Annotated in this window: 23 protein-coding genes and 1 tRNA gene; 21 read left to right on the plus strand and 3 right to left on the minus strand. The window is 72.7% G+C overall.

What is annotated here, in order from left to right; genetic code table 11:
• Window positions 1-120 precede the first annotated feature (120 nt).
• Together IE271_RS25235 and IE271_RS25240 are read left to right on the plus strand one after the other, a co-directional pair.
• Window positions 121-579 (plus strand): SRPBCC family protein, encoded by a 459-nt coding sequence (locus IE271_RS25235; protein ID WP_190192712.1) that lies wholly within the window; start codon window positions 121-123, stop codon window positions 577-579.
• A 39-nt stretch (window positions 580-618) separates the two neighbouring features.
• Window positions 619-690, plus strand: a tRNA-Val gene (locus tag IE271_RS25240).
• A 132-nt stretch (window positions 691-822) separates the two neighbouring features.
• Here IE271_RS25240 and IE271_RS25245 read toward each other — a convergent pair.
• Window positions 823-1548, minus strand: a complete 726-nt coding sequence (locus IE271_RS25245; RefSeq protein ID WP_190192713.1) for a 3'-5' exonuclease — start codon at window positions 1546-1548, stop codon at window positions 823-825.
• Window positions 1549-1717: 169 nt separating this feature from the next.
• Between IE271_RS25245 and IE271_RS25250 the strand changes: the two genes are divergently transcribed.
• The 4 genes from IE271_RS25250 to IE271_RS25265 all read left to right on the plus strand — a co-directional run bounded on the left by IE271_RS25250 (window position 1718) and on the right by IE271_RS25265 (window position 6289).
• Window positions 1718-2284: a DUF4365 domain-containing protein gene (locus tag IE271_RS25250; RefSeq protein ID WP_190192714.1), complete on the plus strand. Its 567-nt coding sequence runs from the start codon at window positions 1718-1720 to the stop codon at window positions 2282-2284.
• Window positions 2281-3504, plus strand: a complete 1224-nt coding sequence (locus IE271_RS25255) for a hypothetical protein (RefSeq protein ID WP_190192715.1) — start codon at window positions 2281-2283, stop codon at window positions 3502-3504. Before IE271_RS25250 ends, IE271_RS25255 begins: the two co-directional genes overlap by 4 nt.
• A gap of 102 nt (window positions 3505-3606) precedes the next feature.
• Entirely contained in the window at window positions 3607-5583 is a 1977-nt protein-coding gene (gene thrS / locus IE271_RS25260) for a threonine--tRNA ligase (protein ID WP_190192716.1), read from the plus strand.
• Window positions 5584-5722: 139 nt separating this feature from the next.
• Entirely contained in the window at window positions 5723-6289 is a 567-nt protein-coding gene (locus IE271_RS25265) for an HIT family protein (RefSeq protein ID WP_190192717.1), read from the plus strand.
• 86 nt (window positions 6290-6375) lie between these two features.
• Here IE271_RS25265 and IE271_RS25270 read toward each other — a convergent pair whose 3' ends face one another.
• Entirely contained in the window at window positions 6376-8049 is a 1674-nt protein-coding gene (locus IE271_RS25270) for an AbeC-like domain-containing protein (protein WP_190192718.1), read from the minus strand.
• A 177-nt stretch (window positions 8050-8226) separates the two neighbouring features.
• On the minus strand, window positions 8227-10434 hold the full coding sequence (locus tag IE271_RS25275) for an elongation factor G-like protein EF-G2 (RefSeq protein ID WP_190192719.1): 2208 nt from the start codon (window positions 10432-10434) through the stop codon (window positions 8227-8229).
• Window positions 10435-10782: 348 nt separating this feature from the next.
• Here IE271_RS25275 and pgsA point away from each other — a divergent pair, with 348 nt between their 5' ends.
• From pgsA to IE271_RS25350, 15 genes are all read left to right on the plus strand, one after another.
• A complete protein-coding gene (gene pgsA / locus IE271_RS25280) occupies window positions 10783-11448 on the plus strand; it encodes a phosphatidylinositol phosphate synthase (protein ID WP_190192720.1) in 666 nt (221 codons plus the stop codon).
• The gene (locus tag IE271_RS25285) at window positions 11445-12371 is read left to right on the plus strand and encodes a phosphatidylinositol mannoside acyltransferase (protein ID WP_190192721.1); all 927 of its coding nucleotides are present in this window, start codon (window positions 11445-11447) and stop codon (window positions 12369-12371) included. Before pgsA ends, IE271_RS25285 begins: the two co-directional genes overlap by 4 nt.
• Entirely contained in the window at window positions 12368-13570 is a 1203-nt protein-coding gene (locus tag IE271_RS25290) for a glycosyltransferase family 4 protein (RefSeq protein ID WP_190192722.1), read from the plus strand. The genes IE271_RS25285 and IE271_RS25290 overlap by 4 nt, the downstream gene beginning before the upstream one ends.
• A gap of 310 nt (window positions 13571-13880) precedes the next feature.
• Window positions 13881-14429 (plus strand): LemA family protein, encoded by a 549-nt coding sequence (locus tag IE271_RS25295; protein WP_190192723.1) that lies wholly within the window; start codon window positions 13881-13883, stop codon window positions 14427-14429.
• A gap of 398 nt (window positions 14430-14827) precedes the next feature.
• Window positions 14828-15739: a pyridoxal 5'-phosphate synthase lyase subunit PdxS gene (gene pdxS, locus IE271_RS25300; RefSeq protein WP_190192724.1), complete on the plus strand. Its 912-nt coding sequence runs from the start codon at window positions 14828-14830 to the stop codon at window positions 15737-15739.
• Between the two features lie 7 nt (window positions 15740-15746).
• Complete coding sequence (pdxT, locus tag IE271_RS25305) at window positions 15747-16358, plus strand: pyridoxal 5'-phosphate synthase glutaminase subunit PdxT (RefSeq protein ID WP_190192725.1); 612 nt, start codon at window positions 15747-15749, stop codon at window positions 16356-16358.
• An 80-nt stretch (window positions 16359-16438) separates the two neighbouring features.
• Window positions 16439-17191, plus strand: a complete 753-nt coding sequence (locus tag IE271_RS25310) for a YebC/PmpR family DNA-binding transcriptional regulator (protein ID WP_190192726.1) — start codon at window positions 16439-16441, stop codon at window positions 17189-17191.
• A gap of 112 nt (window positions 17192-17303) precedes the next feature.
• Window positions 17304-17861, plus strand: coding sequence for a crossover junction endodeoxyribonuclease RuvC (gene ruvC, locus IE271_RS25315; RefSeq protein ID WP_190192727.1), 558 nt, complete (start codon window positions 17304-17306; stop codon window positions 17859-17861).
• Window positions 17858-18469: a Holliday junction branch migration protein RuvA gene (gene ruvA / locus IE271_RS25320; protein ID WP_190192728.1), complete on the plus strand. Its 612-nt coding sequence runs from the start codon at window positions 17858-17860 to the stop codon at window positions 18467-18469. The genes ruvC and ruvA overlap by 4 nt, the downstream gene beginning before the upstream one ends.
• 86 nt (window positions 18470-18555) lie before the next feature.
• The gene (ruvB, locus tag IE271_RS25325) at window positions 18556-19629 is read left to right on the plus strand and encodes a Holliday junction branch migration DNA helicase RuvB (RefSeq protein ID WP_190192729.1); all 1074 of its coding nucleotides are present in this window, start codon (window positions 18556-18558) and stop codon (window positions 19627-19629) included.
• Between the two features lie 165 nt (window positions 19630-19794).
• On the plus strand, window positions 19795-20274 hold the full coding sequence (gene yajC, locus IE271_RS25330) for a preprotein translocase subunit YajC (RefSeq protein WP_190192730.1): 480 nt from the start codon (window positions 19795-19797) through the stop codon (window positions 20272-20274).
• 137 nt (window positions 20275-20411) lie between these two features.
• The gene (secD, locus tag IE271_RS25335) at window positions 20412-22172 is read left to right on the plus strand and encodes a protein translocase subunit SecD (protein WP_190192731.1); all 1761 of its coding nucleotides are present in this window, start codon (window positions 20412-20414) and stop codon (window positions 22170-22172) included.
• Between the two features lies 1 nt (window position 22173).
• Entirely contained in the window at window positions 22174-23298 is a 1125-nt protein-coding gene (gene secF, locus IE271_RS25340; RefSeq protein WP_190192732.1) for a protein translocase subunit SecF, read from the plus strand.
• Entirely contained in the window at window positions 23295-23843 is a 549-nt protein-coding gene (locus IE271_RS25345; protein WP_190192733.1) for an adenine phosphoribosyltransferase, read from the plus strand. Before secF ends, IE271_RS25345 begins: the two co-directional genes overlap by 4 nt.
• A gap of 194 nt (window positions 23844-24037) precedes the next feature.
• Window positions 24038-26620, plus strand: coding sequence for a RelA/SpoT family protein (locus tag IE271_RS25350; RefSeq protein WP_229919556.1), 2583 nt, complete (start codon window positions 24038-24040; stop codon window positions 26618-26620).
• Window positions 26621-26646 lie beyond the last annotated feature (26 nt).

A 26646-nucleotide genomic window follows, 5' to 3' on the forward strand; every position in this document is an offset into this window, starting at 1 on the left:
AGGGCCGTGGTCCCCGGTCCGTGCGCCCCGCCGACCCTTTGGCCGGCGGGCATGGAGGACCGGGGACGTGCCGGGCGTATCGGGGGGCGTGGGCGCCGCCCTGAGGGGCACCCACGCCGCATGGACTGGACGCACTACCGCTTCCACAGTGAGTGGCCCCTCGCCGCACCGCCCGCCGCCGTCCACGCCGTCCTCGCCGACGTCGAGGCGTACCCGCGGTGGTGGCCCCAGGTGCGCGAGGTGACCCGGCTCGACGACCGCAGCGGGAGGCTGCGCGTCCGCTCGCTCCTCCCGTACGACCTGGAGTTCACCGCGCGGGAGGAGCGGCGCGACCCGGCCGCGGGGGTCCTGCAGATCACGATGGACGGCGACCTCGACGGCCGGGCCCGCTGGACGGTCGTCCCGGCCGCCCGCGGCACCCTGGTCCGCTACGACCAGGAGGTCGACGTCGCCAAGCCGCTGCTGCGCCGCCTCGCCGTGCCCGGACGGCCGCTGTTCCGCGCCAACCACGCCCTGATGATGCGCGCCGGACGGCGCGGACTGGCGGCCCGGCTGCGCGCGGTCCGCGCCGCGGTTTGAACCGAGGGCGCCGGGACCTGTATGGTTCAGTGCGTTCCCGGGCGATTAGCTCAGTGGGAGAGCGCTTCGTTCACACCGAAGAGGTCACTGGTTCGAACCCAGTATCGCCCACCCGGAGAAGGCCGGTCCGTTCCCGACGGACCGGCTTTTCGCGTGCCCGGACCCGGCCCGGCGGCACACCGGACCGTACGGAGGACGCCGTTCAGCCGGCCCGGCCGGAGGGGCCGTGCCCGGCCGGAGGGCCTAGGCGGCCGCCCGCAGTCCCGGGCGCAGGGGCCACGCCGGGTCCACCGTCTCCTCCGAGCCGCTGCGCGCGAACCACGCCTGCAGGCCGCGCGCCTGCCCCGCGTGCCACACGGCCTGCAGCGTGTGCAGCTCCGCCGGGGACAGCCGCCCGAGGCGGGAGGCGAAGCGGCGCCCCACCGCGCGGACGACCTCCAGCGCGGCCAGCGCGTCCGCCCCCGCGTCGTGCGCCCCGTCGAGCGTCACGTCGTAGTGCGCGCACAGGTCGGTGAGCGTGCGGCGGCCCTTGCGGTAGCGGTCCAGGTGCTTGTCCAGCACCCGCGGGTCGAGCACGCACAGCGGCGCGGTCTCGAACCAGCGGTCCAGGGCGGCGGCCCGGTGGCGGCGCAACTCCCGGTCGAGGAGCGTCAGGTCGAAGGGCGCGTTCATCACCACGACCGGCCGCCCTGCCGCGCTCTGCTCGGCCAGCTTGCGCACGACCTCCTCCATCACCGGCGACGGCCAGCGGCCGTCGTGCCGCAGCCGCTCCTCCGTCAGTCCGTGCACCGCCGTCGCCGCGGCGGGGACCGGGACCCCCGGGTTCACCAGCCAGCGGGTCACCAGCGGCCGGTCGCCCGGGGCGTGCTGGACGACGACGGCGGCCGACACGATCCGGTCGGTCTCCACGTCCACTCCCGTGGTCTCGGTGTCGAACGCCGCCAGGGGGCCCTCGTACCAGCACGTCATACGCACCCAACTCCTCGTTCGCCCACGGCAGTCGGCGTACCGCCCCCTGCCCGATTCGGTGATACCCGGGCTGTTTGCGCCGTACGCCGGAAGGAGACAACACAGATACGGGTCTTCGCAGTTCAGCGGCTCGTACGGGGATTCACCGGCTGGGAAAGGCTGTGGGACGATGGAGCTCGCGCAGCCCGAGCGGGGCGGGCTGCTGCCCGGACGGACATCACCGCAGCGCGGCACGCTCGCCACCACCGCCTGCATGGAGACACTGCAGGTGGGCTATCTGCACGCCGTCGCGGCCGCGGCCGGCTGCTCCCTGTCCCAGCCCTTCCCGGACAACGGCATCGACTGGCACGTCAGCCACAGCGCCCCCGGGCACACGGTCGACGACGAGGTCACCATCAAGGTGCAGCTCAAGTGCACCTACCAGATACCTCCTGATCCGCCGGGGCCCGCCTTCTCCTTCACGCTCGACAACGACCACCTGGCGAAGCTGGCCCGCACGCCGGTCACGGTGCACAAAATACTGGTCGTGATGCTCGTGCCCCGGTCGCAGGACGACTGGCTGCGCGCCGGCCACGACCGCCTCGACCTGCGCCACTGCTGCTACTGGACCAACCTCGCCGGACACCCGGTCACGGGCCGGCGCAGGACCACCGTGCGGATACCGACCTCGCGCATCTTCGACGACCGGGCGCTCTGCGAGATCATGACGCGGGTCGGGACGGGAGGCAGACCGTGATCCACCACCCGACGCAGGAACCGCCGCGCGGCGCCCGGCCCCACCCCGCCGACGAGCCGGGCCCCTGGGAGCAGCCGCCGTGCCCCGACCGGGTCGACCCGGCCGTGCTCGGCGCGCTGCTGCTCCGGCACGGCTGGCGGCGCCGGGGCGGAGCCGCCGGACGCTATGGCCGCTGGACCCCGCCGGGCCCGGGCGGAGGCGGCGTCAGCCTCCTCGTGCCGGAGAGCCGCGCCTTCCCCGACAGCGAGGACCTGCTCGCCGAGGCGCTCACGGCGCTCGCCCGCAGCGGTACGCCCTCCGCGCGCGAGGTGCTGGTCGGCCTCGCCGTGCCCAGCGACGAGATCCGCTGGTGGCGCGACGTGCCGTCCGGGCCCGCGGGCGCCGCGCCCTGGACGGTCGAGGAGGAGCTGCGCTCGGCCGCCCGCCGGATGCTGCTCGCCGCGGCCCTCGCCGCCCGCGCGCGGGCCGGCTACTACGGCGCCCGGCACCGCAGGGCCGCCGCCGCGTCCCTGGAGGAGGTGCTGGTCGGGCCCGCGCCCGGCGGGCGTCGGCTCACCGCGTTCGTGCCCGTCGACCCCGGCCGCCCGCTCGCGGTCCGGCTCCACCAGGCGCTGTACGCGGCCCGCGAGGCGACCGACTACCGGCGGGCCACCGGCAGCCCGGACGCCTTCGACGCGGCCGTCGGGGCGGGCGTCAGCCACGAGCTGACGGAGGCGATCGTCGCCCTGGTCCGCGGCACCGAGGGAGCCCGGATCGCGGTCGGATGGGCGCCCTCCGCGGGCGTCCCCGAGGGCTGCGCCGCCCCCGCCGAGCCCGTCGAGTTCTCCCCCGGCGACCTGCCCGCGCTGCGCGAGGCCGGCGCCCGCTACCTGCGCGGGGAGCCGCCCGTACCGGTCCACCTCACCGGGACGGTGGTGCGGCTGCGCCGGGCGGGCGCGCGCGGGCCGGGCGCCGTGCGGATGCGCGTCATCGCCGGGGCCGAGATCCCGCACGTACGGATGACGCTCGACGAGGAGGCGTACCGTACGGCCGTCCACGCGCACCTGTCCGGGCTGCCGGTGCGGGTGCGCGGGCGGCTGGAGAGCCGGGGCGGCTTCCGGCGGCTGACCGGGGCCTGCGAGGTGGTTCCCGTGCAGGTGGACGAGGCCGAGCGGGACCGGCTGACGAAGTCGCTGCAGGAGCATCCGGAGTACGGCGGGGAGCCGGACGACGGGGAGTGAGCGAGAACCGTTTCGCGGGGGCGGCCCCGGGCTCGGTACGATCGCCTGTACTGCGCGCGCAGCACGACCTGTGCGCGTCCCCCTTCCAGGCAGGAGAGACCGGTGTCAGACGTCCGTGTGATCATCCAACGCGATTCCGAGCGGGAAGAGCGCGTGGTGACGACGGGCACTACGGCCGCCGACCTCTTCCCCGGTGAGCGGAGCGTCGTCGCCGCCCGCGTGGGCGGCGAGCTGAGGGACCTCGCGTACGAGGTGAAGGACGGCGAGACCGTCGAGCCCGTGGAGATCTCCTCCGAGGACGGCCTGAACATCCTGCGCCACTCCACCGCGCACGTGATGGCGCAGGCCGTGCAGGAGCTGTTCCCCGAGGCCAAGCTGGGCATCGGCCCGCCGGTCAAGGACGGCTTCTACTACGACTTCGACGTGGAGAAGCCCTTCACCCCTGAGGACCTCAAGCGCATCGAGAAGAAGATGCAGGAGATCCAGAAGCGCGGCCAGCGCTTCTCCCGGCGCGTGGTGACCGACGAGGCCGCCCGCGAGGAGCTGGCCGACGAGCCGTACAAGCTGGAGCTGATCGGCCTCAAGGGCGGCGCGTCCTCCGACGACGGCGCGGACGTCGAGGTCGGCGGCGGCGAGCTGACGATCTACGACAACCTCGACGCCAAGACCGGCGAGCTGTGCTGGAAGGACCTCTGCCGCGGTCCGCACCTGCCCACCACCCGGAACATCCCGGCCTTCAAACTGATGCGCAACGCCGCCGCGTACTGGCGCGGCAGCGAGAAGAACCCGATGCTCCAGCGCATCTACGGCACCGCCTGGCCGTCGAAGGACGAGCTGAAGGCGCACCTGGAGTTCCTCGCCGAGGCCGAGAAGCGCGACCACCGCAAGCTGGGCAACGAACTGGACCTGTTCTCCATCCCGGACCAGATCGGCTCGGGCCTCGCCGTCTTCCACCCCAAGGGCGGCATCGTCCGCCGGGTCATGGAGGACTACTCGCGCCGCCGGCACGAGGAGGAGGGCTACGAGTTCGTCTACACCCCGCACGCCACCAAGGGGAAGCTCTTCGAGACCTCGGGCCACCTGGACTGGTACGCCGACGGCATGTACCCGCCCATGCAGCTCGACGAGGGCGTGGACTACTACCTCAAGCCCATGAACTGCCCGATGCACAACCTGATCTTCGACGCGCGCGGGCGCTCCTACCGTGAGCTGCCGCTGCGCCTGTTCGAGTTCGGGACCGTGTACCGGTACGAGAAGTCGGGCGTCGTGCACGGCCTGACCCGTGCCCGCGGCTTCACGCAGGACGACGCGCACATCTACTGCACCCGCGAGCAGATGGCGGACGAGCTCGACAAGACGCTCACCTTCGTCCTGAACCTGCTGCGCGACTACGGCCTGACCGACTTCTACCTGGAGCTGTCCACCAAGGACCCGGAGAAGTTCGTCGGCTCCGACGAGGTCTGGGAGGAGGCCACCGAGACGCTGCGGCAGGTGGCCGAGAAGCAGGGCCTGCCGCTGGTCCCGGACCCGGGCGGCGCCGCCTTCTACGGGCCGAAGATCTCCGTCCAGGCGCGCGACGCGATCGGTCGTACGTGGCAGATGTCGACGGTCCAGCTCGACTTCAACCTGCCGGAGCGCTTCGACCTGGAGTACACCGGCCCCGACGGGTCCAAGCAGCGCCCGGTGATGATCCACCGCGCCCTGTTCGGCTCCATCGAGCGGTTCTTCGCGGTGCTCCTGGAGCACTACGCCGGCGCCTTCCCGGCCTGGCTGGCGCCCGTGCAGGCGGTCGGCATCCCGATCGGCGACGCGCACGTGGAGTACCTGCAGGACTTCGCCGCGGCGGCGAAGCGCAAGGGTCTGCGGGTCGAGGTCGACTCGTCCTCGGACCGGATGCAGAAGAAGATCAGGAACGCCCAGAAGCAGAAGGTCCCCTTCATGATCATCGTCGGGGACGAGGACATGAACGCGGGCACGGTGTCCTTCCGCTACCGGGACGGGTCGCAGGAGAACGGCATCCCGCGGGACCAGGCCATCGCCAAGCTCGTCGACGTGGTGGAGCGCCGCGTGCAGGTGTGACGTGCTCCCCGCGTGAGCGGGGATGATCCGGACGCCATCGGCCGGACCTGGCAGATGCCGACGTGCTCCCCGCCGCTGCGGGGTTCAGGCCCCCGGGTGACCCCCGGGGGCCTTTCTCTGTCTTCCGGGACGAAGCCATATGCTGCACCCCATGACGAGTGAGCCGGAACAGCAGATCGGAGTGGGGACGCAGGACGCGTTCCAGCGCCTGTGGACGCCGCACCGGATGGCGTACATCCAGGGGGAGAACAAACCCACGGGTCCCGGGGCCGCCGACGGCTGTCCGTTCTGCTCGATCCCGGCCAAGTCCGACGAGGACGGGCTCGTCGTCCGGCGCGGGCGGCACGTGTACGCGGTGCTCAACCTGTACCCGTACAACGGCGGCCACCTCATGGTCGTGCCCTACCGGCACGTCGCCGACTACACCGACCTGACCTCCGAGGAGACCGTCGAGCTCGCCGAGCTGACCAAGCAGGCGATGACGGCGCTGCGCACGGCGTCCGGCGCGCACGGCTTCAACATCGGCATGAACCAGGGTTCGGTGGCGGGCGCGGGCATCGCCGCGCACCTGCACCAGCACATCGTGCCGCGGTGGGGCGGCGACACCAACTTCATGCCGGTCGTCGGCCACACCAGAGTCCTCCCGCAGCTCCTGGCCGACACCCGCAAGATGCTCGCGGACGCCTGGCCGGCGTCGGCGGAGTAGCGGAGCACGGAAGGGGGCGTGCCGGACGGTGTACGTCCGGCACGCCCCCGGCCCGTGTGTCCCCCGGCCCGTGCGGGCCGCAGGCGTCACGCGTCGTAGACGTCCGCCTTGCGCGGGGTCGGGTCCTGGACCGCGCTGCTGAGGAAGGCCGAGCGGGCGCCGAACTTCTCGGTGTCCACGCCGTTCTCCTTCAGGACCTTGATCGCGGCGGCGTGCACCACGCGCAGCACCGGCGTCGCGGTGCGCAGCGCGTCGTCGGCCATGAAGCGGTGCCGCCACGGCTGGTCCGCCCAGGCGTGCCGCAGCCCGAACGGCTCCGGCAGCACCAGCTTGCCGCCGAGCCAGTCCAGGATCGGCGGGTACCAGGTGAAGGGCGCGCGCACCGCGAGCCGGACCACCTCGTCGGAGTCGACCAGCGGCAGGTTCACCGACTTGGTCTCCCAGAACCGCACGGTCTTGGAGACCGTCTTGGTCTTGGCCGCCGGCTTGGTGGTGAACAGGGAGTGCACGGGGCCGAGGGCGTGGCCCGTGACCTCGATGCGCAGCGTCTCGTGCAGCACGGTCACGGTGATCATCATGGTGATGATCAGCTGGCCGTCCCAGAGCGTCCACTGGACGCCCAGGTAGTGCCGGTCACCGCTGCCGAACTGCTGCTTGTTGCAGATCTCCTGGATCGCGTGCGTCTTGACCTGGTACGCGTCCACGTCCGTACCGCTCGGCCGGGACACCGACTTGGCGTTCTCCCCGATGGGCGTGACGACCCAGTTGCGGATCGAGGGCTTGGGGAAGCCGCCGGTGTTGAGGGGGCCGCGCTCCAGCATCCGCAGCTGGTCCTGGATGGAGCGGATGACGTCCCAGCTGCGGAAGGGGTGGATCTCCTTGCCCGCCTCGGCGGGCACCAGGTCCTCGGCCAGCTGCCAGCTGCCCCAGCGCGTCCCCATGCCGAGGATGCCCTTGGGGCCCGCGTAGAAGGCGGAGTTGGACTGCTGCTCGGCCGACAGCCGGGCCAGGCCCTGCCGCAGCCGCTCGGCCGCGGACTCGCCGGGGCTGCCGGGCACGGCCTCCGGGACCTTGGCGCCGAGGCCGCCGCCCGAGAGCAGGGCGGTCCAGCGCTCGCGCAGGTCGCGTGCCGTGCGCTCGCAGATGCGCTTGGCCCAGAACCAGCCGACGACCGGCGCGACGACCGCCGCGCGCGCGTACCAGCCCCAGAAGCCGTCGAACGGCATCTTGAGCAGGAAGAGCACCGCCAGCGCGCCCACGGCCACCAGCAGCGTGGTGCCCAGGGCGGAGGCGCGCTTGTCCGTGGCCTTGGCGATCGTCCGGCGGATCTGGAAGACCAGCAGCCAGACGAGCAGGCCGGGCAGGAAGATCAGGCCGCAGAGCACGAAGACGGCCGTCAGCCAGCTGTCGCGCTCCTTGCGGATGTGGTTGGCCGCCAGGCAGTGCTCGACGACGACCTGCGGGTCCATGCCGAAGGACTGGATCAGCGGATTGCGGCCGCCGCCCAGCATCCGCACCTGCACGGCCCGCGAGAACGCCTCGCCCAGGTTCGGCGCGAAGATCGTGCCCCAGGCGCGGCCCGGGGTGACGGCCGACTGGTGCCACTCGTTGTTGGCCTTGAGGATCTCGTCGACGTCGTTGTCCCGGTACGCCGCCGAGGCCAGGGCGTACGTCGCCGCCGTCTGGCCCGCCGCCCCGGCAAGGGGGACCTGGGCCCCCGGGCTGAAATCGAATCCTTCGTCCGCCACTCCCGCCCCCATCGCCGCCGTGCTTCGCTTTGCGGCCTTCCCGACTTCCGTGCCCCGCACACCTGTTGATCAGGTCATCGTCCTGATCAGGTTCTCAGCGTAGCCGGGCGGCACCGGCGCGCACCGGCGGACGGCCGAAGCCGCCCGCCGGTGCGGAGGCGCATAGTCCGATGCTCGGCCGCCGCCCGCCTACGCGCCCTCCTCCACCTGCCGGCGGATCTTCTCGCCGAGCTGCGGCGGCATCGGCTCGTGCCGGGCGTAGCGCCTGCTGAAGCGGGCGGTGCCGTGCGACAGGGAGCGCAGGTCGACCGCGTACCGGCCGATCTCGATCTCGGGGACCTCGGCCCGTACGAGGGTGCGGCCGCCGCCCGCCTGCTCGGTGCCGACGACCCGGCCCCGCCGCCCGGACAGGTCGCTCATCACTGCGCCCACGTAGTCGTCGCCGACCAGGACGCTCACCTCGGCGACCGGCTCCAGGAGGTGGATGCGGGCGCCCGCGGCCGCCTCGCGCAGCGCGAGCGCGCCCGCCGTCTGGAAGGCGGCGTCGGAGGAGTCCACGGAGTGCGCCTTGCCGTCGAGCAGCGTGACCCGCACGTCGATCAGGGGGTACCCGGCGGCGACGCCCCGCGCGGCCTGCGCGCGCACGCCCTTCTCCACGGACGGGATGAACTGCCGGGGCACGGCGCCGCCGACGACCTTGTCGACGAACTCGATGCCCGAGCCGCCCGGCAGCGGCTCCACCTCGATCTCGCAGATCGCGTACTGGCCGTGCCCGCCGGACTGCTTGACGTGCCGGCCGCGCCCGGCGGCCCGGGCGGCGAACGTCTCGCGCAGGGACACCTTGTGCGGGACCACGTCCACCTGCACGCCGTACCGGCTGCGCAGCCGCTCCAGGGCGACGTCCGCGTGCGCCTCGCCCAGGCACCACAGCACCACCTGGTGGGTGTCCTGGTTCTGCTCCAGGCGCATCGTCGGGTCCTCGGCGACCAGCCGGGCCAGGCCCTGCGACAGCTTGTCCTCGTCGGCCTTGCTGTGCGCCCGGATGGCCAGCGGCAGCAGCGGGTCGGGCATCTCCCACGGCTCCATCAGCAGCGGGTCGTCCTTGGCGGAGAGGGTGTCGCCGGTCTCGGCGCGGTGGAGCTTCGCCACGCACGCCAGGTCGCCCGCGATGCAGTGGGTCAGCGTGCGCTGTGCCTTGCCGAACGGCGCGGACAGCGCGCCGACGCGCTCGTCGGCCCGGTGCAGCGCGCTCCTCCCGCCGCCGCGCTCCGCCGGGCCGTGCCCGGCCACGTGCACCGTCTCGTCGGGCCGCAGGGTGCCGGAGAAGACGCGCACCAGGGACACCCGGCCCACGTACGGGTCGGACGCCGTCTTCACCACCTCGGCCACCAGCGGCCCGTCCGGGTCGCAGGCCCGTACGGAGCGGGGGGTGCCGTCGGGCGCGGTGACCGCGGGCGCCTCGCGCTCCAGCGGGGTCGGGAAGCCGCCGGTGACCAGTTCCAGCAGCTCGACCGTGCCGAGCCCCTGGCGGGCGTTCTCGGGGGCGGGCGCGGCGGCCAGCACGGGGAAGAAGACCCCATGGGCCACCGCCCGCTCCAGGTCCTGCACCAGCGTCTTGACGTCGATGTCCTCGCCGCCGAGGTAGCGGTCCATGAGCGACTCGTCCTCGCTCTCGGCGATGATCCCCTCGATCAGCCGGTTGCGGGCCTCCTCGATCAGCGGCAGCCGGTCGGGACCGGGCACGGACTCCACGCGCTCCCCGGAGGAGTAGTCGAACAACCGCTGCGTGAGCAGTCCGACCAGGCCGGTCACGGGCGCGTGCCCGTCGGGACCCGGCGCCCCGTGCAGCGGCAGGTACAGCGGCAGCACGGCGTCGGGGTCGTCCCCGCCGAACGCCGCCGCGCAGACCCGCGTCATCTCCTCGAAGTCCGCCCGGGCGGCCTCCAGGTGCGTGACCACGATCGCGCGCGGCATGCCCACCGCCGCGCACTCCTCCCACACCATGCGGGTCGAGCCGTCCACCCCGTCCGCGGCCGAGACGACGAAGAGGGCCGCGTCCGCCGCCCGTAGACCGGCCCTCAACTCCCCGACGAAGTCGGCGTATCCGGGAGTGTCCAGGAGATTGACCTTGTATCCGTCCCATTCGACGGGCACCAGGGACAGCTGCACGGAGCGCTGCTGGCGGTGCTCGATCTCGTCGTAGTCGGAGACGGTGCCGCCGTCCTCCACGCGGCCCGCCCGGTTCACCGCCCCCGCGGTCAGCGCGAGGGCCTCCACCAGGGTCGTCTTGCCCGCTCCGCTGTGGCCGACCAGCACCACATTCCGTACGGACGCGGGGTGGTCGGCCGCCGCCGCCCTGCCGGCGGCTCCAGGATGTGCGTTCGCCTTGTCGCCCATGTCCTTGCCTCCCGTACACGGTGAGGTCGCTGGGGGCGCGGACACGCGGAAGCCCGGACCGGGCTGTCGCCCGGGTGTCCCGGCGGCGGCTTCGGCGGCGCCCGCGGTGCCATCGAGCTTTGCACTCGCGTCACGGTGCGTCCATACGGCGGACGCGTCCACGGCGCGACCCGGCGGACGCGCTCCCGTGCCGTGGTGCGCCGGGCGCGATCGCGCCGTGACCCCGGCGCCGCCGAAGGGTGACACGGGGGTCCGGGTGCCCGCCCGTCGCGCGCGGGCCCTCGTGGCTACCATGGGCCAGCCGGTGGCCAGCAGGGGCCACGCGGCGCACCGACCGTCGGGAAGGCCATGCTGAACAAGTACGCGCGTGCATTCTTCACGCGTGTCCTCACGCCGTTCGCCACGTTTCTCATCCGCCGGGGGGTCAGCCCCGACACGGTCACGCTCATCGGCACCGCCGGGGTCGTGGCGGGCGCGCTGGTCTTCTACCCCCGGGGCGAGTTCTTCTGGGGCACGGTCGTCATCACGCTCTTCGTGTTCTCGGACCTCGTCGACGGCAACATGGCCCGCCAGCTCGGCCGCTCCAGCCGCTGGGGCGCCTTCCTGGACTCCACGCTCGACCGGGTCGCCGACGGCGCCATCTTCGGCGGCTTCGCCCTGTGGTACGCGGGCGGCGGCGACGACAACGTCCTGTGCGCGGTGTCCATCTTCTGCCTCGCCAGCGGCCAGGTCGTGTCCTACACCAAGGCGCGCGGCGAGTCGATCGGTCTGCCCGTGGCGGTCAACGGCCTGGTGGAGCGCGCCGAGAGACTCGTGATCTCCCTGGTCGCGGCCGGCTTCGCGGGCCTGCACGAGTTCGGCGTCCCCGGCATCCAGTACCTGCTGCCCGTCGCCCTGTGGATCGTCGCGGTCGGCAGCCTGGTCACGCTGATCCAGCGCGTGGTGACGGTGCGCCGCGAGTCCGCCGAGGCGGAGGCCGAGGCCGCCGGGCACGGCAGCGGGGCCGCCTCGTGAGCGGTGTCCGCGACCGGCTCACCGACGGGCTGTACGGCCTGGGCTGGAGCACCGTCAGGAGGCTGCCCGAACCGGCCGCCGTGCGCCTGGGCCGCACCATCGCCGACGCCGCCTGGAAGCGGCGCGGCCAGGGCGTCCTGCGCATGGAGTCCAACTACGCGCGCGTGGTGCCCGGCGCGTCCCCCGAGCGGCTCGCCGAGCTGTCCCGGGCCGGCATGCGCTCGTACCTGCGCTACTGGATGGAGTCCTTCCGGCTGCCCTCCTGGAGCGAGGAGCGGATCAGGAACGGCCTCACCGTCAAGGGCCTGCACCACCTGACCGAAGGGCTCGCCGCCGGCAAGGGCGTCGTGGTCGCCCTGCCGCACCTGGCCAACTGGGACCTCGCGGGCGCCTGGCTCACCACCGAGCTGAAGATCCCCTTCACGACGGTCGCCGAGCGGCTGAAGCCCGAGACGCTCTACGACCGGTTCGTCGCCTACCGCGAGGGCCTCGGCATGGAGGTGCTGCCGCACAGCGGCGCCAGCGCGTTCGGCACGCTGGCCCGGCGGCTGCGCGACGGCGGCCTGGTCTGCCTGGTCGCCGACCGCGACCTGTCGTCCTCCGGCGTGGAGGTCGACTTCTTCGGCGAGCCGGCGCGGATGCCCGCGGGCCCCGCCATGCTCGCCCAGCACACCGGCGCCGTGCTGCTGCCGGTGACGCTCTGGTTCGACGACTCGCCGGTCATGCGGGGCCGGGTGCACCCGCCCGTCGACGTGCCGGAGTCAGGTACGCGCGCCGAGAAGACGTCTGTCATGACACAGGCGCTGGCCGACGCCTTCGCCTCGGGAATCGCCGACCATCCGGAGGACTGGCACATGCTCCAGCGGCTGTGGCTCGCCGACCTCGAACCCCGCCCCCGGCGCGGCGCAGGGGAGGGACCGTGAGGATCGGCATCGTCTGTCCGTACTCCTGGGACGTGCCGGGCGGCGTCCAGTTCCACATCCGCGACCTGGCGGACCACCTCATCCGCCTCGGCCACGAGGTGTCCGTGCTCGCCCCGGCGGACGACGACACCCCGCTGCCGCCGTACGTGGTCTCGGCCGGCCGCGCGGTGCCCGTGCCCTACAACGGGTCGGTGGCCCGGCTGAACTTCGGCTTCCTCAGCGCGGCCCGGGTGCGGCGCTGGCTGCACGACGGCACGTTCGACGTGATCCACATCCACGAGCCGGCCTCGCCCTCCCTCGGCCTGCTGGCCTGCTGGGCCGCGCAGGGCCCGATCGTCGCCACCTTCCACACCTCCAACCCGCGCTCGCGCGCGATGATCGCCGCGTACCCGATCCTGCAGCCCGCCCTGGAGAAGATCAGCGCGCGGATCGCGGTGAGCGAGTACGCGCGGCGCACCCTCGTCGAGCACCTCGGCGGCGACGCGGTGGTCATCCCGAACGGCGTCGACGTCGACTTCTTCGCCGCGGCCAAGCCCCGCCCCGAGTGGCGGTCGGAGGAGGCGCGCGGCGTCACCGCCGACCGCGCGGGCGGCACGATCGGCTTCATAGGCCGCATCGACGAACCCCGCAAGGGACTGCCGGTCCTGATGCGGGCGCTGCCGAAGATCCTGGCCGAGCGGCCGGGCACGCGGCTGCTGGTCGCCGGGCGCGGCGACGAGGAGGAGGCCGTGGAGGGCCTGCCCGAGCGGATGCGCGGGAGCGTGGAGTTCCTCGGCATGGTCAGCGACGAGGACAAGGCGCGCCTGCTGCGCAGCGTCGACCTGTACGTGGCGCCCAACACCGGCGGCGAGAGCTTCGGCATCATCCTGGTCGAGGCGATGTCGGCCGGAGCCCCGGTGCTCGCCTCCGACCTCGACGCCTTCGCCCAGGTCCTGGACCAGGGCGCGGCGGGCGAACTGTTCGCCAACGAGGACGCCGACGCGCTGGCCGCGGCGGCCGTACGCCTCCTGGGCGACCCGGCGCGCCGCGAGGAGCTGCGCGAGCGGGGCAGCGCGCACGTGCGCCGCTTCGACTGGTCCACGGTCGGCGCCGACATCCTCTCCGTCTACGAGACGGTGACGGACGGCACGGCGGCGGTGGCCGCCGACGAGCGCACGGGCCTCGGGCTGCGGGCGCGGTTCGGACTGGCGCGGGACTGAGCGGGGCGGCGTCGCGGCCTTCGCCCACCGGGTGCGGCGCGCGGCGCCGCCGCCCGGCCGAGCGCCGGGCGGGGCCTTCGCCCGGCCGGGACCCGGGGCGGGAGCGGGGGCCGGGACCGGAGGCAGGTCCCTGAGCAGGGGGCCGGGGCCGAGTCAGGTCACCGGGGCAGGGGCCGGTTCCGAAGCCGGGTCCGGAGCGGGGGCTGGGCCAGGCGTGCCAGGCGTGTGACCGCGCGCCCCGGCGAGCAGTCACACGCCCGCCCCGGCGCGGCTCCGGGCGCCGCGCGCGGCACCGGTAGCCTGTGCGCCCGTGACCTCCACCTTGATCTGGATCGTGGTCGCCCTCGTGGCGATCGGCCTCTACCTGAGCTGGACCGCGGGGCGCCTCGACCGGCTGCACGCCCGGATCGACGCGGCGCGCGCCGCCCTGGACGCGCAGCTCCTGCGCCGCGCCTCGGTCGCACAGGAGCTGGCCACCTCCGGAGTGCTCGACCCGGCCGCGTCGATCGTGCTCTACGAGGCGGCGCACGCGGCCCGGCAGGCCGAGGAGGAGCAGCGCGAGGTCGCCGAGAGCGAGCTGAGCCAGGCGCTGCGCGCCGTCTTCGCCGAGGCCCAGCAGGTCGAGGCGGTGCGCGAGGCGCCCGGCGGCGAGGACGCCGCGCGCGAACTGGCGCAGGCGGTGCGCCGCGTCCCGATGGCCCGCCGCTTCCACAACGACGCCGTACGGGCCGCCCGGGCCCTGCGCCGCCACCGCAAGGTGCGCTGGTTCCGCCTGGCCGGGCACGCGCCGTTCCCCATGGCCTTCGAGATGGACGACGAGCCGCCGGCGGCCCTGGTGGACCGCCCGACCGGAACGTAGGCCCGAAGGACGGCACGAAGACCCGGCACGCGGGACGGGCGCGGGCCCGGTACACGGTAGGGCCATGGCTCAGTGGGCAGGGCAGCCACGGACCCGGCACGCGGCCGGGCGTCGACCCGATACGCGGCACGGCCCCGGCACGCGGGACGGGCGCCGGCCCGGTTCGCGGGGCAGGCGCAGGCCCGGTGCGTGGACAAGGGCCGGCCCCGGTGGCCTGCGTCGCCTCCCGTTCCCCGGCACCCCCGCCGCCCGCATCCGTACATGTCGGGCCACCGCTTCCACCCGCCGTCACCGCAAAACGAGCCACCGGCTCCTCATTGGCCCTTGTTGTGGACTGGTCCTCGGGCGTTTCCTCGAAGGCGCAGAAACTCTTCTCTCCCCCGAGTGAGGTCCATCCCGTGTCCAGCACGCTCTCCAGCAACCAGGCCCCCGAGACCGGCACCGCGCGCGTCAAGCGCGGCATGGCCGAGCAGCTCAAGGGCGGCGTGATCATGGACGTCGTCACGCCGGAGCAGGCGAAGATCGCCGAGGACGCGGGCGCCGTCGCCGTCATGGCCCTGGAGCGGGTCCCCGCCGACATCCGCAAGGACGGCGGCGTGGCCCGGATGTCCGACCCGGACATGATCGAGGGCATCATCGAGGCCGTCTCGATCCCGGTCATGGCCAAGTCCCGCATCGGCCACTTCGTCGAGGCCCAGGTGCTGCAGTCGCTCGGCGTCGACTACATCGACGAGTCCGAGGTCCTCACCCCGGCCGACGAGGTCAACCACTCCGACAAGTGGGCCTTCACCACCCCCTTCGTCTGCGGCGCCACCAACCTCGGCGAGGCCCTGCGCCGCATCGCCGAGGGCGCGGCCATGATCCGCTCCAAGGGCGAGGCCGGCACCGGCAACGTCGTCGAGGCCGTGCGCCACCTGCGCCAGATCAAGAACGAGATCGCGCGGCTGCGCGGCTTCGACAACCACGAGCTGTACGCCGCCGCCAAGGAGCTGCGCGCCCCGTACGAGCTGGTCAAGGAGGTCGCCGAGCTGGGCAAGCTGCCGGTCGTCCTCTTCTCGGCCGGCGGTGTCGCGACCCCCGCCGACGCCGCGCTGATGCGTCAGCTGGGCGCCGAGGGCGTCTTCGTCGGCTCCGGCATCTTCAAGTCCGGCGACCCGGCCAAGCGCGCCGCCGCCATCGTGAAGGCCACCACCTTCTACGACGACCCCAAGGTCGTCGCGGACGCGTCCCGCAACCTCGGCGAGGCCATGGTCGGCATCGACTGCGACACCCTCCCCGAGACCGAGCGCTACGCCAACCGCGGCTGGTGAGCACCCCATGACGAACGAGAACCCCGTCATAGGCGTCCTGGCCCTCCAGGGCGACGTACGGGAGCACCTCGTCGCCCTGGCCGCGGCCGACGCCGTGGCCAGGGCGGTGCGGCGCCCCGAGGAACTCGCCGCGGTGGACGGCCTGGTCATCCCCGGCGGCGAGTCCACCACCATCTCCAAGCTGGCCGTCCTCTTCGGAGTGATGGAGCCCCTCCGCGCGCGCGTGCGGGACGGCATGCCGGTCTACGGGACCTGCGCGGGCATGATCATGCTCGCCGACAAGATCCTCGACCCGCGCTCGGGGCAGGAGACCGTCGGCGGCATCGACATGATCGTGCGCCGCAACGCCTTCGGCCGCCAGAACGAGTCCTTCGAGGCGGCGGTCGACGTGAAGGGCGTTCCGGGCGATCCTGTGGAGGGCGTCTTCATCCGCGCCCCCTGGGTGGAGTCGGTCGGCGCCGGGGCCGAGGTGCTCGCCGAGCACGACGGCCACATCGTCGCCGTACGCCAGGGCAACGCGCTCGCCACGTCGTTCCACCCGGAGCTGACGGGCGACCACCGCGTGCACGCGGTGTTCGTCGCCATGGCGCGCGCGAACCGGACACCCGAGTCCTTGTAGGATCTCCGGGGTTACCTCCAGGACTCGCACAGTACTGGGGGCGTCCGTACAGAGATGGGTTACGCGAAGGAGACAGGCAGATGTCCGGCCACTCTAAATGGGCTACGACGAAGCACAAGAAGGCCGTGATCGACGCCAAGCGCGGCAAGCTCTTCGCGAAGCTGATCAAGAACATCGAGGTCGCGGCCCGGATGGGCGGCGTCGACCTGGACGGCAACCCGACGCTCTACGACGCCGTTCAGAAGGCGAAGAAGCAGTCGGTCCCGAACAAGAACATCGACTCGGCGATCAAGCGCGGCGGCGGCCTGGAGGCCGGCGGCGCCGACTACGAGACGATCATGTACGAGGGCTACGGCCCGAACGGCGTCGCGGTGCTCATCGAGTGCCTCACCGACAACCGCAACCGCGCCGCCTCCGACGTCCGCGTCGCCATGACCCGCAACGGCGGCTCGATGGCCGACCCGGGTTCGGTGTCGTACCTGTTCAACCGCAAGGGCGTCGTGATCGTCCCCAAGGGCGAGCTGTCCGAGGACGACGTCCTGGGCGCCGTGCTCGACGCGGGCGCCGAGGAGGTCAACGACCTGGGCGAGACCTTCGAGGTGCTCAGCGAGGCCACCGACCTGGTCGCGGTCCGCACCGCCCTGCAGGACGCCGGCATCGACTACGACTCGGCCGAGGCCAACTTCGTCCCGACCATGCAGGTCGAGCTGGACGAGGAGGGCGCCAGGAAGATCTTCAAGCTGATCGACGCCCTGGAGGACAGCGACGACGTGCAGAACGTCTTCGCCAACTTCGACGTCTCCGACGAGGTCATGGAGAAGGTCGACGCCTGACGTCGCGGGCGCGCGCTTTCCGGAGGGCCGGCGGGACACGTCCCGCCGGCCCTCCGGCATTGTCGGTGGCAGCGGATAGCCTGCACGAAAGGGTGATCGAAGGAGGGTGCGCGTGCGCGTGCTGGGGGTGGACCCGGGACTGACCCGGTGCGGTGTCGGCGTCGTCGAGGGCGTGGCCGGACGGCCGCTGGCCATGCTCGGCGTCGGAGTCGTCCGCACGCCCGCGGACGCCGACCTCGGCCACCGCCTCGTCGCCGTCGAGCAGGGCATCGAGCGCTGGCTGGACGAGCACCGGCCCGAGTACGTCGCGGTGGAGCGCGTCTTCAGCCAGCACAACGTACGGACGGTGATGGGCACCGCCCAGGCCAGCGCCGTCGCCATCCTCTGCGCCTCCCGCCGCGGCATCCCCGTCGCGCTGCACACGCCCAGCGAGGTCAAGGCCGCCGTCACCGGCAGCGGCCGCGCCGACAAGGCCCAGGTGGGCGCCATGGTCACCCGTCTGCTCCGGCTCGACGCGCCGCCGAAGCCCGCCGACGCCGCGGACGCCCTGGCCCTCGCCATCTGCCACATCTGGCGCGCTCCCGCCCTGAACCGGCTGCAGCAGGCGCAGGCCGCCCACCGCACCGCCCGGAGCACCGCCCGTGCATCAGTCCGAAAGGTTCCCCGATGATCGCCTTCGTCAGCGGCCCGGTCGCCGCGCTCGCCCCCGACTCCGCGGTGGTCGAGGTCGGCGGCGTCGGCATCGCCGTCCAGTGCACCCCGGGCACCCTCTCCGGGCTGCGCACCGGCCAGCAGGCCCGGCTCGCCACCTCCCTCGTCGTGCGCGAGGACTCGCTCACCCTGTACGGCTTCGCCGACGACGACGAGCGCCAGGTCTTCGAGCTGCTGCAGACCGCGAGCGGCGTCGGCCCGCGCCTGGCCCAGGCGATGCTCTCCGTGCACAGCCCCGACGCACTGCGCCGCGCCGTCTCCACCGGCGACGAGAAAGCGCTCACGGCGGTCCCCGGCATCGGCAAGAAGGGCGCCCAGAAGCTGCTCCTCGAACTGAAGGACCGGCTCGGCGAGCCGCTGGGCACGGGCGGCCCGGCCGTCGGCACGGCCGTCACGGCCGGCTGGCGCGACCAGCTGCACGCCGCGCTCATCGGCCTCGGCTACGCCACCCGCGAGGCCGACGAGGCCGTCGCCGCCGTGGCCCCCCGGGCCGAGGCGTCCGGGGGGACGCCCCAGGTGGGCCAGTTGCTCAAGGCCGCCCTGCAGACGCTCAACCGCGCCCGGTAGCCGCCCGGCGCACCGCCGGCCGCCGGTACCGCGGCCCTTTCGCCCCCCGACCCCACCGACCCGACAGCGACCGCGAGGCACACGCAATGAACTGGGACGACACGACCGACGCGACCGCCGCCGAGCGGTTGGTGGGCTCGGTCGCCGACCGCGAGGACCAGGCCGTCGAGGCCGCGCTGCGCCCCAAGGACCTGGACGAGTTCATCGGCCAGGAGAAGGTCCGTGAGCAGCTCGACCTCGTCCTGCGCGCCGCCCGCGCGCGCGGTGCCACCGCCGACCACGTCCTGCTCTCCGGCGCCCCCGGCCTCGGCAAGACCACCCTCTCCATGATCATCGCGGCCGAGATGGAGGCCCCGATCCGCATCACCAGCGGCCCCGCCATCCAGCACGCCGGCGACCTGGCCGCGATCCTGTCCTCCCTCCAGGAGGGCGAGGTCCTCTTCCTCGACGAGATCCACCGCATGTCGCGGCCCGCCGAGGAGATGCTCTACATGGCCATGGAGGACTTCCGCGTCGACGTCATCGTCGGCAAGGGCCCCGGGGCCACCGCCATCCCGCTCGAACTGCCGCCGTTCACCCTGGTGGGCGCCACCACCCGGGCCGGTCTGCTGCCGCCGCCGCTGCGCGACCGCTTCGGCTTCACCGCGCACATGGAGTTCTACGAGCCGGCCGAGCTGCAGCGCGTCGTCCACCGTTCGGCGGCCCTGCTCGACGTGGAGATCGGCGCGGAGGGCGCCGCCGAGATCGCCGGCCGCTCCCGGGGCACTCCCCGCATCGCCAACCGCCTGCTGCGCCGCGTGCGCGACTACGCCCAGGTCAAGGCCGACGGCGTGATCACCAGGGAGATCGCCTCCGCGGCCCTCGCCGTGTACGAGGTGGACGCCCGCGGTCTCGACCGCCTGGACCGCGCCGTCCTGGAGGCCCTGCTGAAGCTGTTCGGCGGCGGACCCGTCGGCCTGTCGACGCTCGCGGTCGCCGTGGGGGAGGAGCGCGAGACGGTCGAGGAGGTCGCCGAGCCCTTCCTGGTGCGCGAGGGACTGCTCGCGCGCACCCCGCGCGGGCGCGTGGCCACGCCCGCCGCCTGGGCCCACCTCGGGCTGACCCCGCCCGGCTCCGCGGCGGGCGGCGGAAGCGGACAACAGGACCTGTTCGGGGCATGACGGCGCGCGCTCGCACGGGACCAGGAACTCCGATGGGATGCTGAGCGTTGTTCCTTGCGCGCGGACTCGCTTAGACTCCGCCGATGCCGCCCCTGCCGGTGGTGTACGCAAACCCCCATCCATCAGGCCGCTCCCAGCGCGGTCGCTTGAAGGAAGTTCCGACCCGTGAGTCTCGTGACCCTCCTCCCGTTCATCGTGCTCATCGGGGCCATGTTCCTGATGACCCGGTCGGCCAAGAAGAAGCAGCAGCAGGCTGCTCAGATGCGCGACGAGATGCAGCCCGGCTCCGGCGTGCGCACGATCGGCGGCATGTACGCCACGGTCAAGGAGGTCAACGAGGACACGGTCCTCCTCGACGCCGGCCCGGGCGTCGACCTGCTCTTCGCGAAGAACGCGATCGGCGCGGTCCTCTCGGACGACGAGTACAACCGCATCGTCCACGGCGTCGAGCACGACCTGAAGGCCGACGGCGCCCACGTCCCGGACGACGCCTCCTCCCTCACCGGGACCGACGAGCCCGCCGGCGCCTCCGAGGACAAGCCCCTCGACCTCACGAAGGACGCGGCCGACGAGCCCGCCGCGGACCTGACGAAGTCCGACGAGGCGGAGCCGAAGAAGACCGACGGCGGGTCCGAGGCCAAGTAGGCCCACCGGGAGCGCGGCGCGATCCGCTCGCGCCCCGCGCTTCCCGGGACGTGCGGTTCCCGCACGGAGTCCCGACACCATGGCATGGCCGTCCGCGCTCACCCGGCGCCGGGCGGCCCGAGAGGGAGTACGAGAAGGTGGCAGCACCGAAGAAGGGCCGGAGCGCGAGCGCCCAGGGCAAGCCGGGGCGCTCGCTGGCCCTCATCCTGATCGCCATCGTGGCGCTCACCGGGGGGATGTTCCTCTCCGGGCACACCACCCCGCGTCTCGGCATCGACCTGGCCGGCGGCACCAGCATCACGCTCAAGGCGAAGAGCGAGCCCGGCCAGGAATCGGCGATCAACAAGACCAACATGGACACCGCGGTCGAGATCATGGAGCGCCGTGTCAACGGCCTCGGTGTCTCCGAGGCGGAGGTCCAGACCCAGGGCGATCGCAACATCATCGTCAACATTCCCAAGGGCACCAACTCCAAGCAGGCCCGCGAGCAGGTCGGCACCACCGCCAAGCTCTACTTCCGCCCGGTCCTCGCGACCGAGGTCTCCGGCGCGGCCGCCTCGGCCAGCCCCGAGCCGAGCGCGTCGAGCAGCGCCTCGAAGGAGTCCGACGGCGAGGAGGCCACCGACAAGGACGAGGCGACCCCCTCCGACGAGTCCGCCTCCGGGACGCCGTCCGCGTCCGCCACCTCGCAGGGCCGCGCGGTCACCGACGCCCTCGCCGCGGACTCCACCCCGTCCGCGAGCGCCTCCGCCCCGGCCTCCGCGGGCGACGACGCCGCCACCGGGGCCGACAGCAAGCTCCAGGCCCAGTACGCCGCGCTCGACTGCACCAAGCCGTCGGTCCGCGCGACCGCCGATGACGGCGCCAAGCCCGGCGACTCGTCCCTGGCCTGCGGCCAGAACTCCCAGGGCCAGTGGCAGAAGTACCTGCTCGGCCCGGCCGCGGTCGACGGCACGGACGTCGACAAGGCCCAGGCGGTCTACGACACCCAGTCCGGCGCGGGCTGGAAGGTCACCATGGACTTCACGTCCGGCGGTGCCAAGAAGTTCGGCGACATCACGGGCGAGCTGGCGCAGAAGCAGTCCCCGCAGAACCAGTTCGCGATCGTCCTGGACGGCGACGTCGTCTCCGACCCGTACGTCCGGCAGGCACTGACCGGCGGCACCGCGGAGATCTCCGGCAGCTTCGACCAGACCGAGGCGCAGGAACTGTCCAACATGCTGTCCTACGGCGCGCTGCCGCTCTCCTTCGAGGAGCAGAGCGTCACCACCGTCACCGCCGCGCTCGGCGGCGAGCAGCTGCACGCCGGTCTGATCGCCGGCGCCATCGGCCTCGCCCTGGTCGTCATCTACCTGGTGGTCTACTACCGCGGCCTGTCGCTCATCGCCATCGCCTCCCTGCTGGTCTCGGCGGTCCTCACCTACGTGATCATGGCGCTGCTCGGCCCGGCCATCGGCTTCGCGCTGAACCTGCCGGCCGTCTGCGGCGCGATCGTCGCCATCGGCATCACCGCGGACTCGTTCATCGTGTTCTTCGAACGCATCCGGGACGAGGTCCGCGAGGGCCGCACGCTGCGCCCGGCCGTCGCCCGCGCCTGGCCCCGCGCCCGGCGCACCATCCTGGTGTCGGACTTCGTGTCCTTCCTGGCCGCGGCGGTGCTCTTCATCGTCACCGTCGGCAAGGTGCAGGGCTTCGCGTTCACGCTGGGCCTGACGACCCTGCTCGACGTGGTCGTCGTCTTCTTCTTCACCAAGCCGCTCATGACGATCCTCGCCCGCAGGAAGTTCTTCGCGAGCGGCCACAGCTGGTCGGGTCTCGACCCGAAGCGGCTCGGCGCCAAGCCGCCGCTGCGCCGTTCCCGCCGTGTGTCCGCCCCCGTCGACCCGAAGGAGGCGTGAGATGTCGAAGCTCGGCGATCTCGGCGCCCGTCTCTACCGTGGCGAGGTCGGATACGACTTCGTCGGCAAGCGCAAGATCTGGTACGGCCTGTCGATCCTCATCACCATCACCGCGATCGTCGGCCTGGCCGTACGCGGTCTGAACATGGGCATCGAGTTCCAGGGCGGTGCCGTCTTCACCACCCCGAAGACCAGCGTCTCCGTGGCGCAGGCCGAGGAGTACGCGGAGGAGGCCTCCGGCCACGACGCGATCGTGCAGGAGCTCGGCACGGGCGGCCTGCGCATCCAGATCTCCGGTGTGGACACGGCCAAGTCCGACGAGATCAAGGACGCCCTGTCCAAGGACCTGAAGGTCGACTCCGAGAAGATCAACGCCGATCTGGTCGGCCCCAGCTGGGGTGAGCAGATCGCCAACAAGGCATGGCAGGGCCTGGGCATCTTCATGGTGCTCGTGGTGATCTACCTGGCGATCGCCTTCGAGTGGCGCATGGCCGTCGCCGCCCTGGTGGCGCTGATCCACGACATCACCATCACCGTCGGCATCTACGCCCTGGTGGGCTTCGAGGTCACCCCCGGCACCGTGATCGGCCTGCTGACGATCCTCGGTTACTCGCTCTACGACACGGTCGTCGTCTTCGACTCCCTCAAGGAGCAGACGAAGGACCTCACCAAGCAGAGCCGCTGGACCTACAGCGACGTCGCCAACCGGTCGATCAACAGCACGCTGGTGCGCTCCATCAACACCACGGTGGTCGCGCTGCTGCCGGTCGCCGGCCTGCTGTTCATCGGCGGCGGCGTCCTCGGCGCCGGCATGCTGAACGACATCTCGCTGTCGCTCTTCGTGGGCCTCGCCGCCGGTGCCTACTCCTCGATCTTCATCGCCACGCCGCTCGTCGCCGACCTCAAGGAGCGCGAGCCCGCGATGAGGAACCTCAAGCGGCGGGTGCTCGCCAAGCGGGCCGCGGCCGCCTCCCAGGGCGAGTCCCCGGAGACGGCCTCCGCCGACGAACCGTACGACCAGGAGCCCGAGGACGCGACGCCCGCCGTGGTGGGGCCGCGCGACCAGCGCTCCCAGCCCGCGGCCCGCAACCGGGGCCGCGGCCGACCCTCCGGAAAGCGCCGATGACCGACCTCACCGACATCTCGACCCTGCTCCTCAGCCGTATCCGGGATGTCGCCGACTACCCGGAGCCGGGCGTGATGTTCAAGGACATCACCCCGCTCCTGGCCGACCCCGCCGCGTTCTCGGCCCTCACCGACGCGTTCGCCGGCATCTGCGCGCGCACCGGCGCCACGAAGGTCGTCGGCCTGGAGGCCCGCGGCTTCATCCTCGGCGCCCCCGTCGCGGTGCGCGCCGGGCTCGGCTTCGTCCCCGTGCGCAAGGCGGGCAAGCTCCCCGGGGCGACGCTCAGCCAGGCGTACGACCTGGAGTACGGCTCGGCCGAGATCGAGATCCACGCCGAGGACCTGACCGCGGACGACCGCGTGATGGTCGTCGACGACGTCCTCGCCACCGGCGGCACCGCCGAGGCCTCGCTCCGGCTGATCCGCCGGGCCGGTGCCGAGGTCGCCGGCGTCTCGGTCCTCATGGAACTCGGCTTCCTGGGCGGCCGTGACCGTCTCGCCCCGGCGCTCGACGGCGCCCCGCTGGAGGCGCTGCTCACCGTCTGAGCACCCGAGCACCACCCCGTACGACGTCCGTACGGCACCGCGGAGGCGGGCCCGGAGGAATCCGGTGCCCGCCTCCGGTGTTTCTCCCGTATCAAGGCGTCTCACCGGTCGAATGAGAGCCCGGGGCCGTGGATCGCTACCATGGGGTATCCGGAGCCTGACCGGGGGACCCGGATCGCGCACGAGGAGCCCTCTTGCCAGACGAGGCCCAGCCCTTCTCCCCCAGTGCCGAACGCCTGGGGACAGCCCCGCACGGCGCCGAGCGCCTGGGGGGATCTCCAGCCGCCGAGCCCGACACCGCGTCGGGCCGCACCGCCACGCCCGCCCGGGACGGCACGAACGCACCGGGCGGACGGACGCAGCCCGCGTCCGGTGCCACGGCGGCCGGGCAGGCGCGTCCCCGGCCGGCCTCCCCGGAGCGCGGCGCGGACCACCGGCCCGCGCGTCCCGCCCCTGGCCAGCCCGCCCGCTCCGGCGGCTCCTCCAACCGTGTCCGGGCCCGCCTCGCCCGCCTCGGCGTCCAGCGCTCCAACCCGTACAACCCGGTCCTGGAGCCGCTGCTGCGGATAGTGCGCGGCAACGACCCGAAGATCGAGACGGCCACGCTGCGGCAGATCGAGAGCGCCTACCAGGTCGCCGAGCGCTGGCACCGCGGCCAGAAGCGCAAGAGCGGCGACCCGTACATCACGCACCCGCTCGCGGTGACGACGATCCTCGCCGAGCTGGGCATGGACCCGGCGACGCTGATGGCGGGCCTGCTGCACGACACCGTCGAGGACACCGAGTACGGCCTGGACACCCTGCGCCAGGACTTCGGCGACCAGGTCGCCCTCCTCGTCGACGGCGTGACCAAGCTGGACAAGGTCAAGTTCGGCGAGGCCGCGCAGGCCGAGACCGTGCGCAAGATGGTCGTCGCGATGGCCAAGGACCCGCGCGTCCTGGTCATCAAGCTCGCCGACCGCCTGCACAACATGCGCACCATGCGCTACCTCAAGCGCGAGAAGCAGGAGAAGAAGGCGCGCGAGACCCTGGAGATCTACGCGCCGCTCGCCCACCGCCTGGGCATGAACACCATCAAGTGGGAGCTGGAGGACCTCGCCTTCGCGATCCTCTACCCCAAGATGTACGACGAGATCGTCCGGCTGGTCGCCGAGCGCGCCCCCAAGCGCGACGAGTACCTGGCCGTGGTGACCGACGAGGTCCAGTCCGACCTGCGTGCGGCCCGCATCAAGGCGACCGTCACCGGCCGCCCCAAGCACTACTACAGCGTCTACCAGAAGATGATCGTCAGAGGCCGCGACTTCGCGGAGATCTACGACCTGGTGGGCATCCGCGTCCTCGTCGACACGGTCCGCGACTGCTACGCCGCCCTCGGCACGGTGCACGCGCGGTGGAACCCGGTCCCCGGCCGGTTCAAGGACTACATCGCGATGCCCAAGTTCAACATGTACCAGTCGCTGCACACGACGGTGATCGGCCCCAACGGCAAGCCCGTCGAGCTGCAGATCCGCACCTTCGACATGCACCGCCGCGCCGAGTACGGCATCGCGGCGCACTGGAAGTACAAGCAGGAGGCCGTGGCCGGCGCCTCCAAGGTCCGCACCGACGCGCCCCGCAGCGCCGGCAAGGACAAGGACGCCGTCAACGACATGGCGTGGCTGCGCCAGCTGCTCGACTGGCAGAAGGAGACCGAGGACCCCAGCGAGTTCCTGGAGTCCCTGCGCTTCGACCTGTCGCGCAACGAGGTCTTCGTCTTCACGCCGAAGGGCGACGTCATAGCGCTTCCGGCGGGCGCCACACCGGTGGACTTCGCGTACGCGGTCCACACCGAGGTCGGCCACCGCACGATAGGGGCGCGGGTCAACGGCCGCCTGGTCCCGCTGGAGTCCACCCTGGACAACGGCGACCTGGTGGAGGTCTTCACCTCCAAGGCCACCGGCGCGGGCCCGTCCCGCGACTGGCTCGGCTTCGTGAAGTCGCCGCGCGCCCGCAACAAGATCCGCGCCTGGTTCTCCAAGGAGCGCCGCGACGAGGCGATCGAGCACGGCAAGGACGCCATCGTGCGGGCGATGCGCAAGCAGAACCTGCCGATCCAGCGCATCCTGACGGGCGACTCGCTGGTCACCCTCGCGCACGAGATGCGCTACCCGGACATCTCGTCCCTGTACGCGGCGATCGGCGAGGGCCACGTGGCCGCGCAGGGCGTCGTGCAGAAGCTGGTGCAGGCGCTCGGCGGCGAGGAAGCCGCCAGCGAGGAGATCGACGAGAGCGTGCCGCCGTCGCGCGGCCGCGGCCGCAAGCGGCGCTCCAGCTCCGACCCGGGCGTCGTGGTCAAGGGCGTCGAGGACGTGTGGGTGAAGCTCGCCCGCTGCTGCACCCCCGTGCCCGGTGACCCGATCATCGGCTTCGTCACCCGCGGCAGCGGGGTGTCGGTGCACCGCAGCGACTGCGTCAACGTCGAGTCGCTGTCCCGCGAGCCGGAGCGGATCCTCGACGTCGAGTGGGCGCCGACCCAGTCCTCGGTGTTCCTCGTCGCCATACAGGTCGAGGCCCTGGACCGCTCGCGCCTCCTCTCGGACGTCACGCGCGTCCTGTCGGACCAGCACGTGAACATCCTCTCCGCGGCCGTCCAGACCTCCCGCGACCGCGTGGCCACCTCCCGCTTCACCTTCGAGATGGGCGACCCCAAGCACCTGGGGCACGTCCTGAAGGCGGTCAGGGGAGTGGAGGGCGTGTACGACGTGTACCGCGTGACGTCGGCCCGCCAGACCCGCTAGCGGCCGGCCCCCGGGCCGGGCGGAAG

Source organism: Streptomyces minutiscleroticus (assembly GCF_014650875.1).
GTDB lineage: Bacteria > Actinomycetota > Actinomycetes > Streptomycetales > Streptomycetaceae > Streptomyces > Streptomyces minutiscleroticus.

What these genes read in the sequence shown, in the direction of transcription:
- IE271_RS25235 (WP_190192712.1), top strand. Translation starts at nt 121, where the DNA reads ATGGACTGGACGCACTACCGCTTCCACAGTGAGTGGCCCCTCGCCGCA.
- IE271_RS25245 (WP_190192713.1), bottom strand. Translation starts at nt 1,548, where the DNA reads ATGACGTGCTGGTACGAGGGCCCCCTGGCGGCGTTCGACACCGAGACC.
- IE271_RS25250 (WP_190192714.1), top strand. Translation starts at nt 1,718, where the DNA reads ATGGAGCTCGCGCAGCCCGAGCGGGGCGGGCTGCTGCCCGGACGGACA.
- IE271_RS25265 (WP_190192717.1), top strand. Translation starts at nt 5,723, where the DNA reads ATGCTGCACCCCATGACGAGTGAGCCGGAACAGCAGATCGGAGTGGGG.
- IE271_RS25270 (WP_190192718.1), bottom strand. Translation starts at nt 8,049, where the DNA reads ATGGGGGCGGGAGTGGCGGACGAAGGATTCGATTTCAGCCCGGGGGCC.
- IE271_RS25275 (WP_190192719.1), bottom strand. Translation starts at nt 10,434, where the DNA reads ATGGGCGACAAGGCGAACGCACATCCTGGAGCCGCCGGCAGGGCGGCG.
- pgsA (WP_190192720.1), top strand. Translation starts at nt 10,783, where the DNA reads ATGCTGAACAAGTACGCGCGTGCATTCTTCACGCGTGTCCTCACGCCG.
- pdxT (WP_190192725.1), top strand. Translation starts at nt 15,747, where the DNA reads ATGACGAACGAGAACCCCGTCATAGGCGTCCTGGCCCTCCAGGGCGAC.
- IE271_RS25310 (WP_190192726.1), top strand. Translation starts at nt 16,439, where the DNA reads ATGTCCGGCCACTCTAAATGGGCTACGACGAAGCACAAGAAGGCCGTG.
- ruvA (WP_190192728.1), top strand. Translation starts at nt 17,858, where the DNA reads ATGATCGCCTTCGTCAGCGGCCCGGTCGCCGCGCTCGCCCCCGACTCC.
- ruvB (WP_190192729.1), top strand. Translation starts at nt 18,556, where the DNA reads ATGAACTGGGACGACACGACCGACGCGACCGCCGCCGAGCGGTTGGTG.
- secF (WP_190192732.1), top strand. Translation starts at nt 22,174, where the DNA reads ATGTCGAAGCTCGGCGATCTCGGCGCCCGTCTCTACCGTGGCGAGGTC.
- IE271_RS25345 (WP_190192733.1), top strand. Translation starts at nt 23,295, where the DNA reads ATGACCGACCTCACCGACATCTCGACCCTGCTCCTCAGCCGTATCCGG.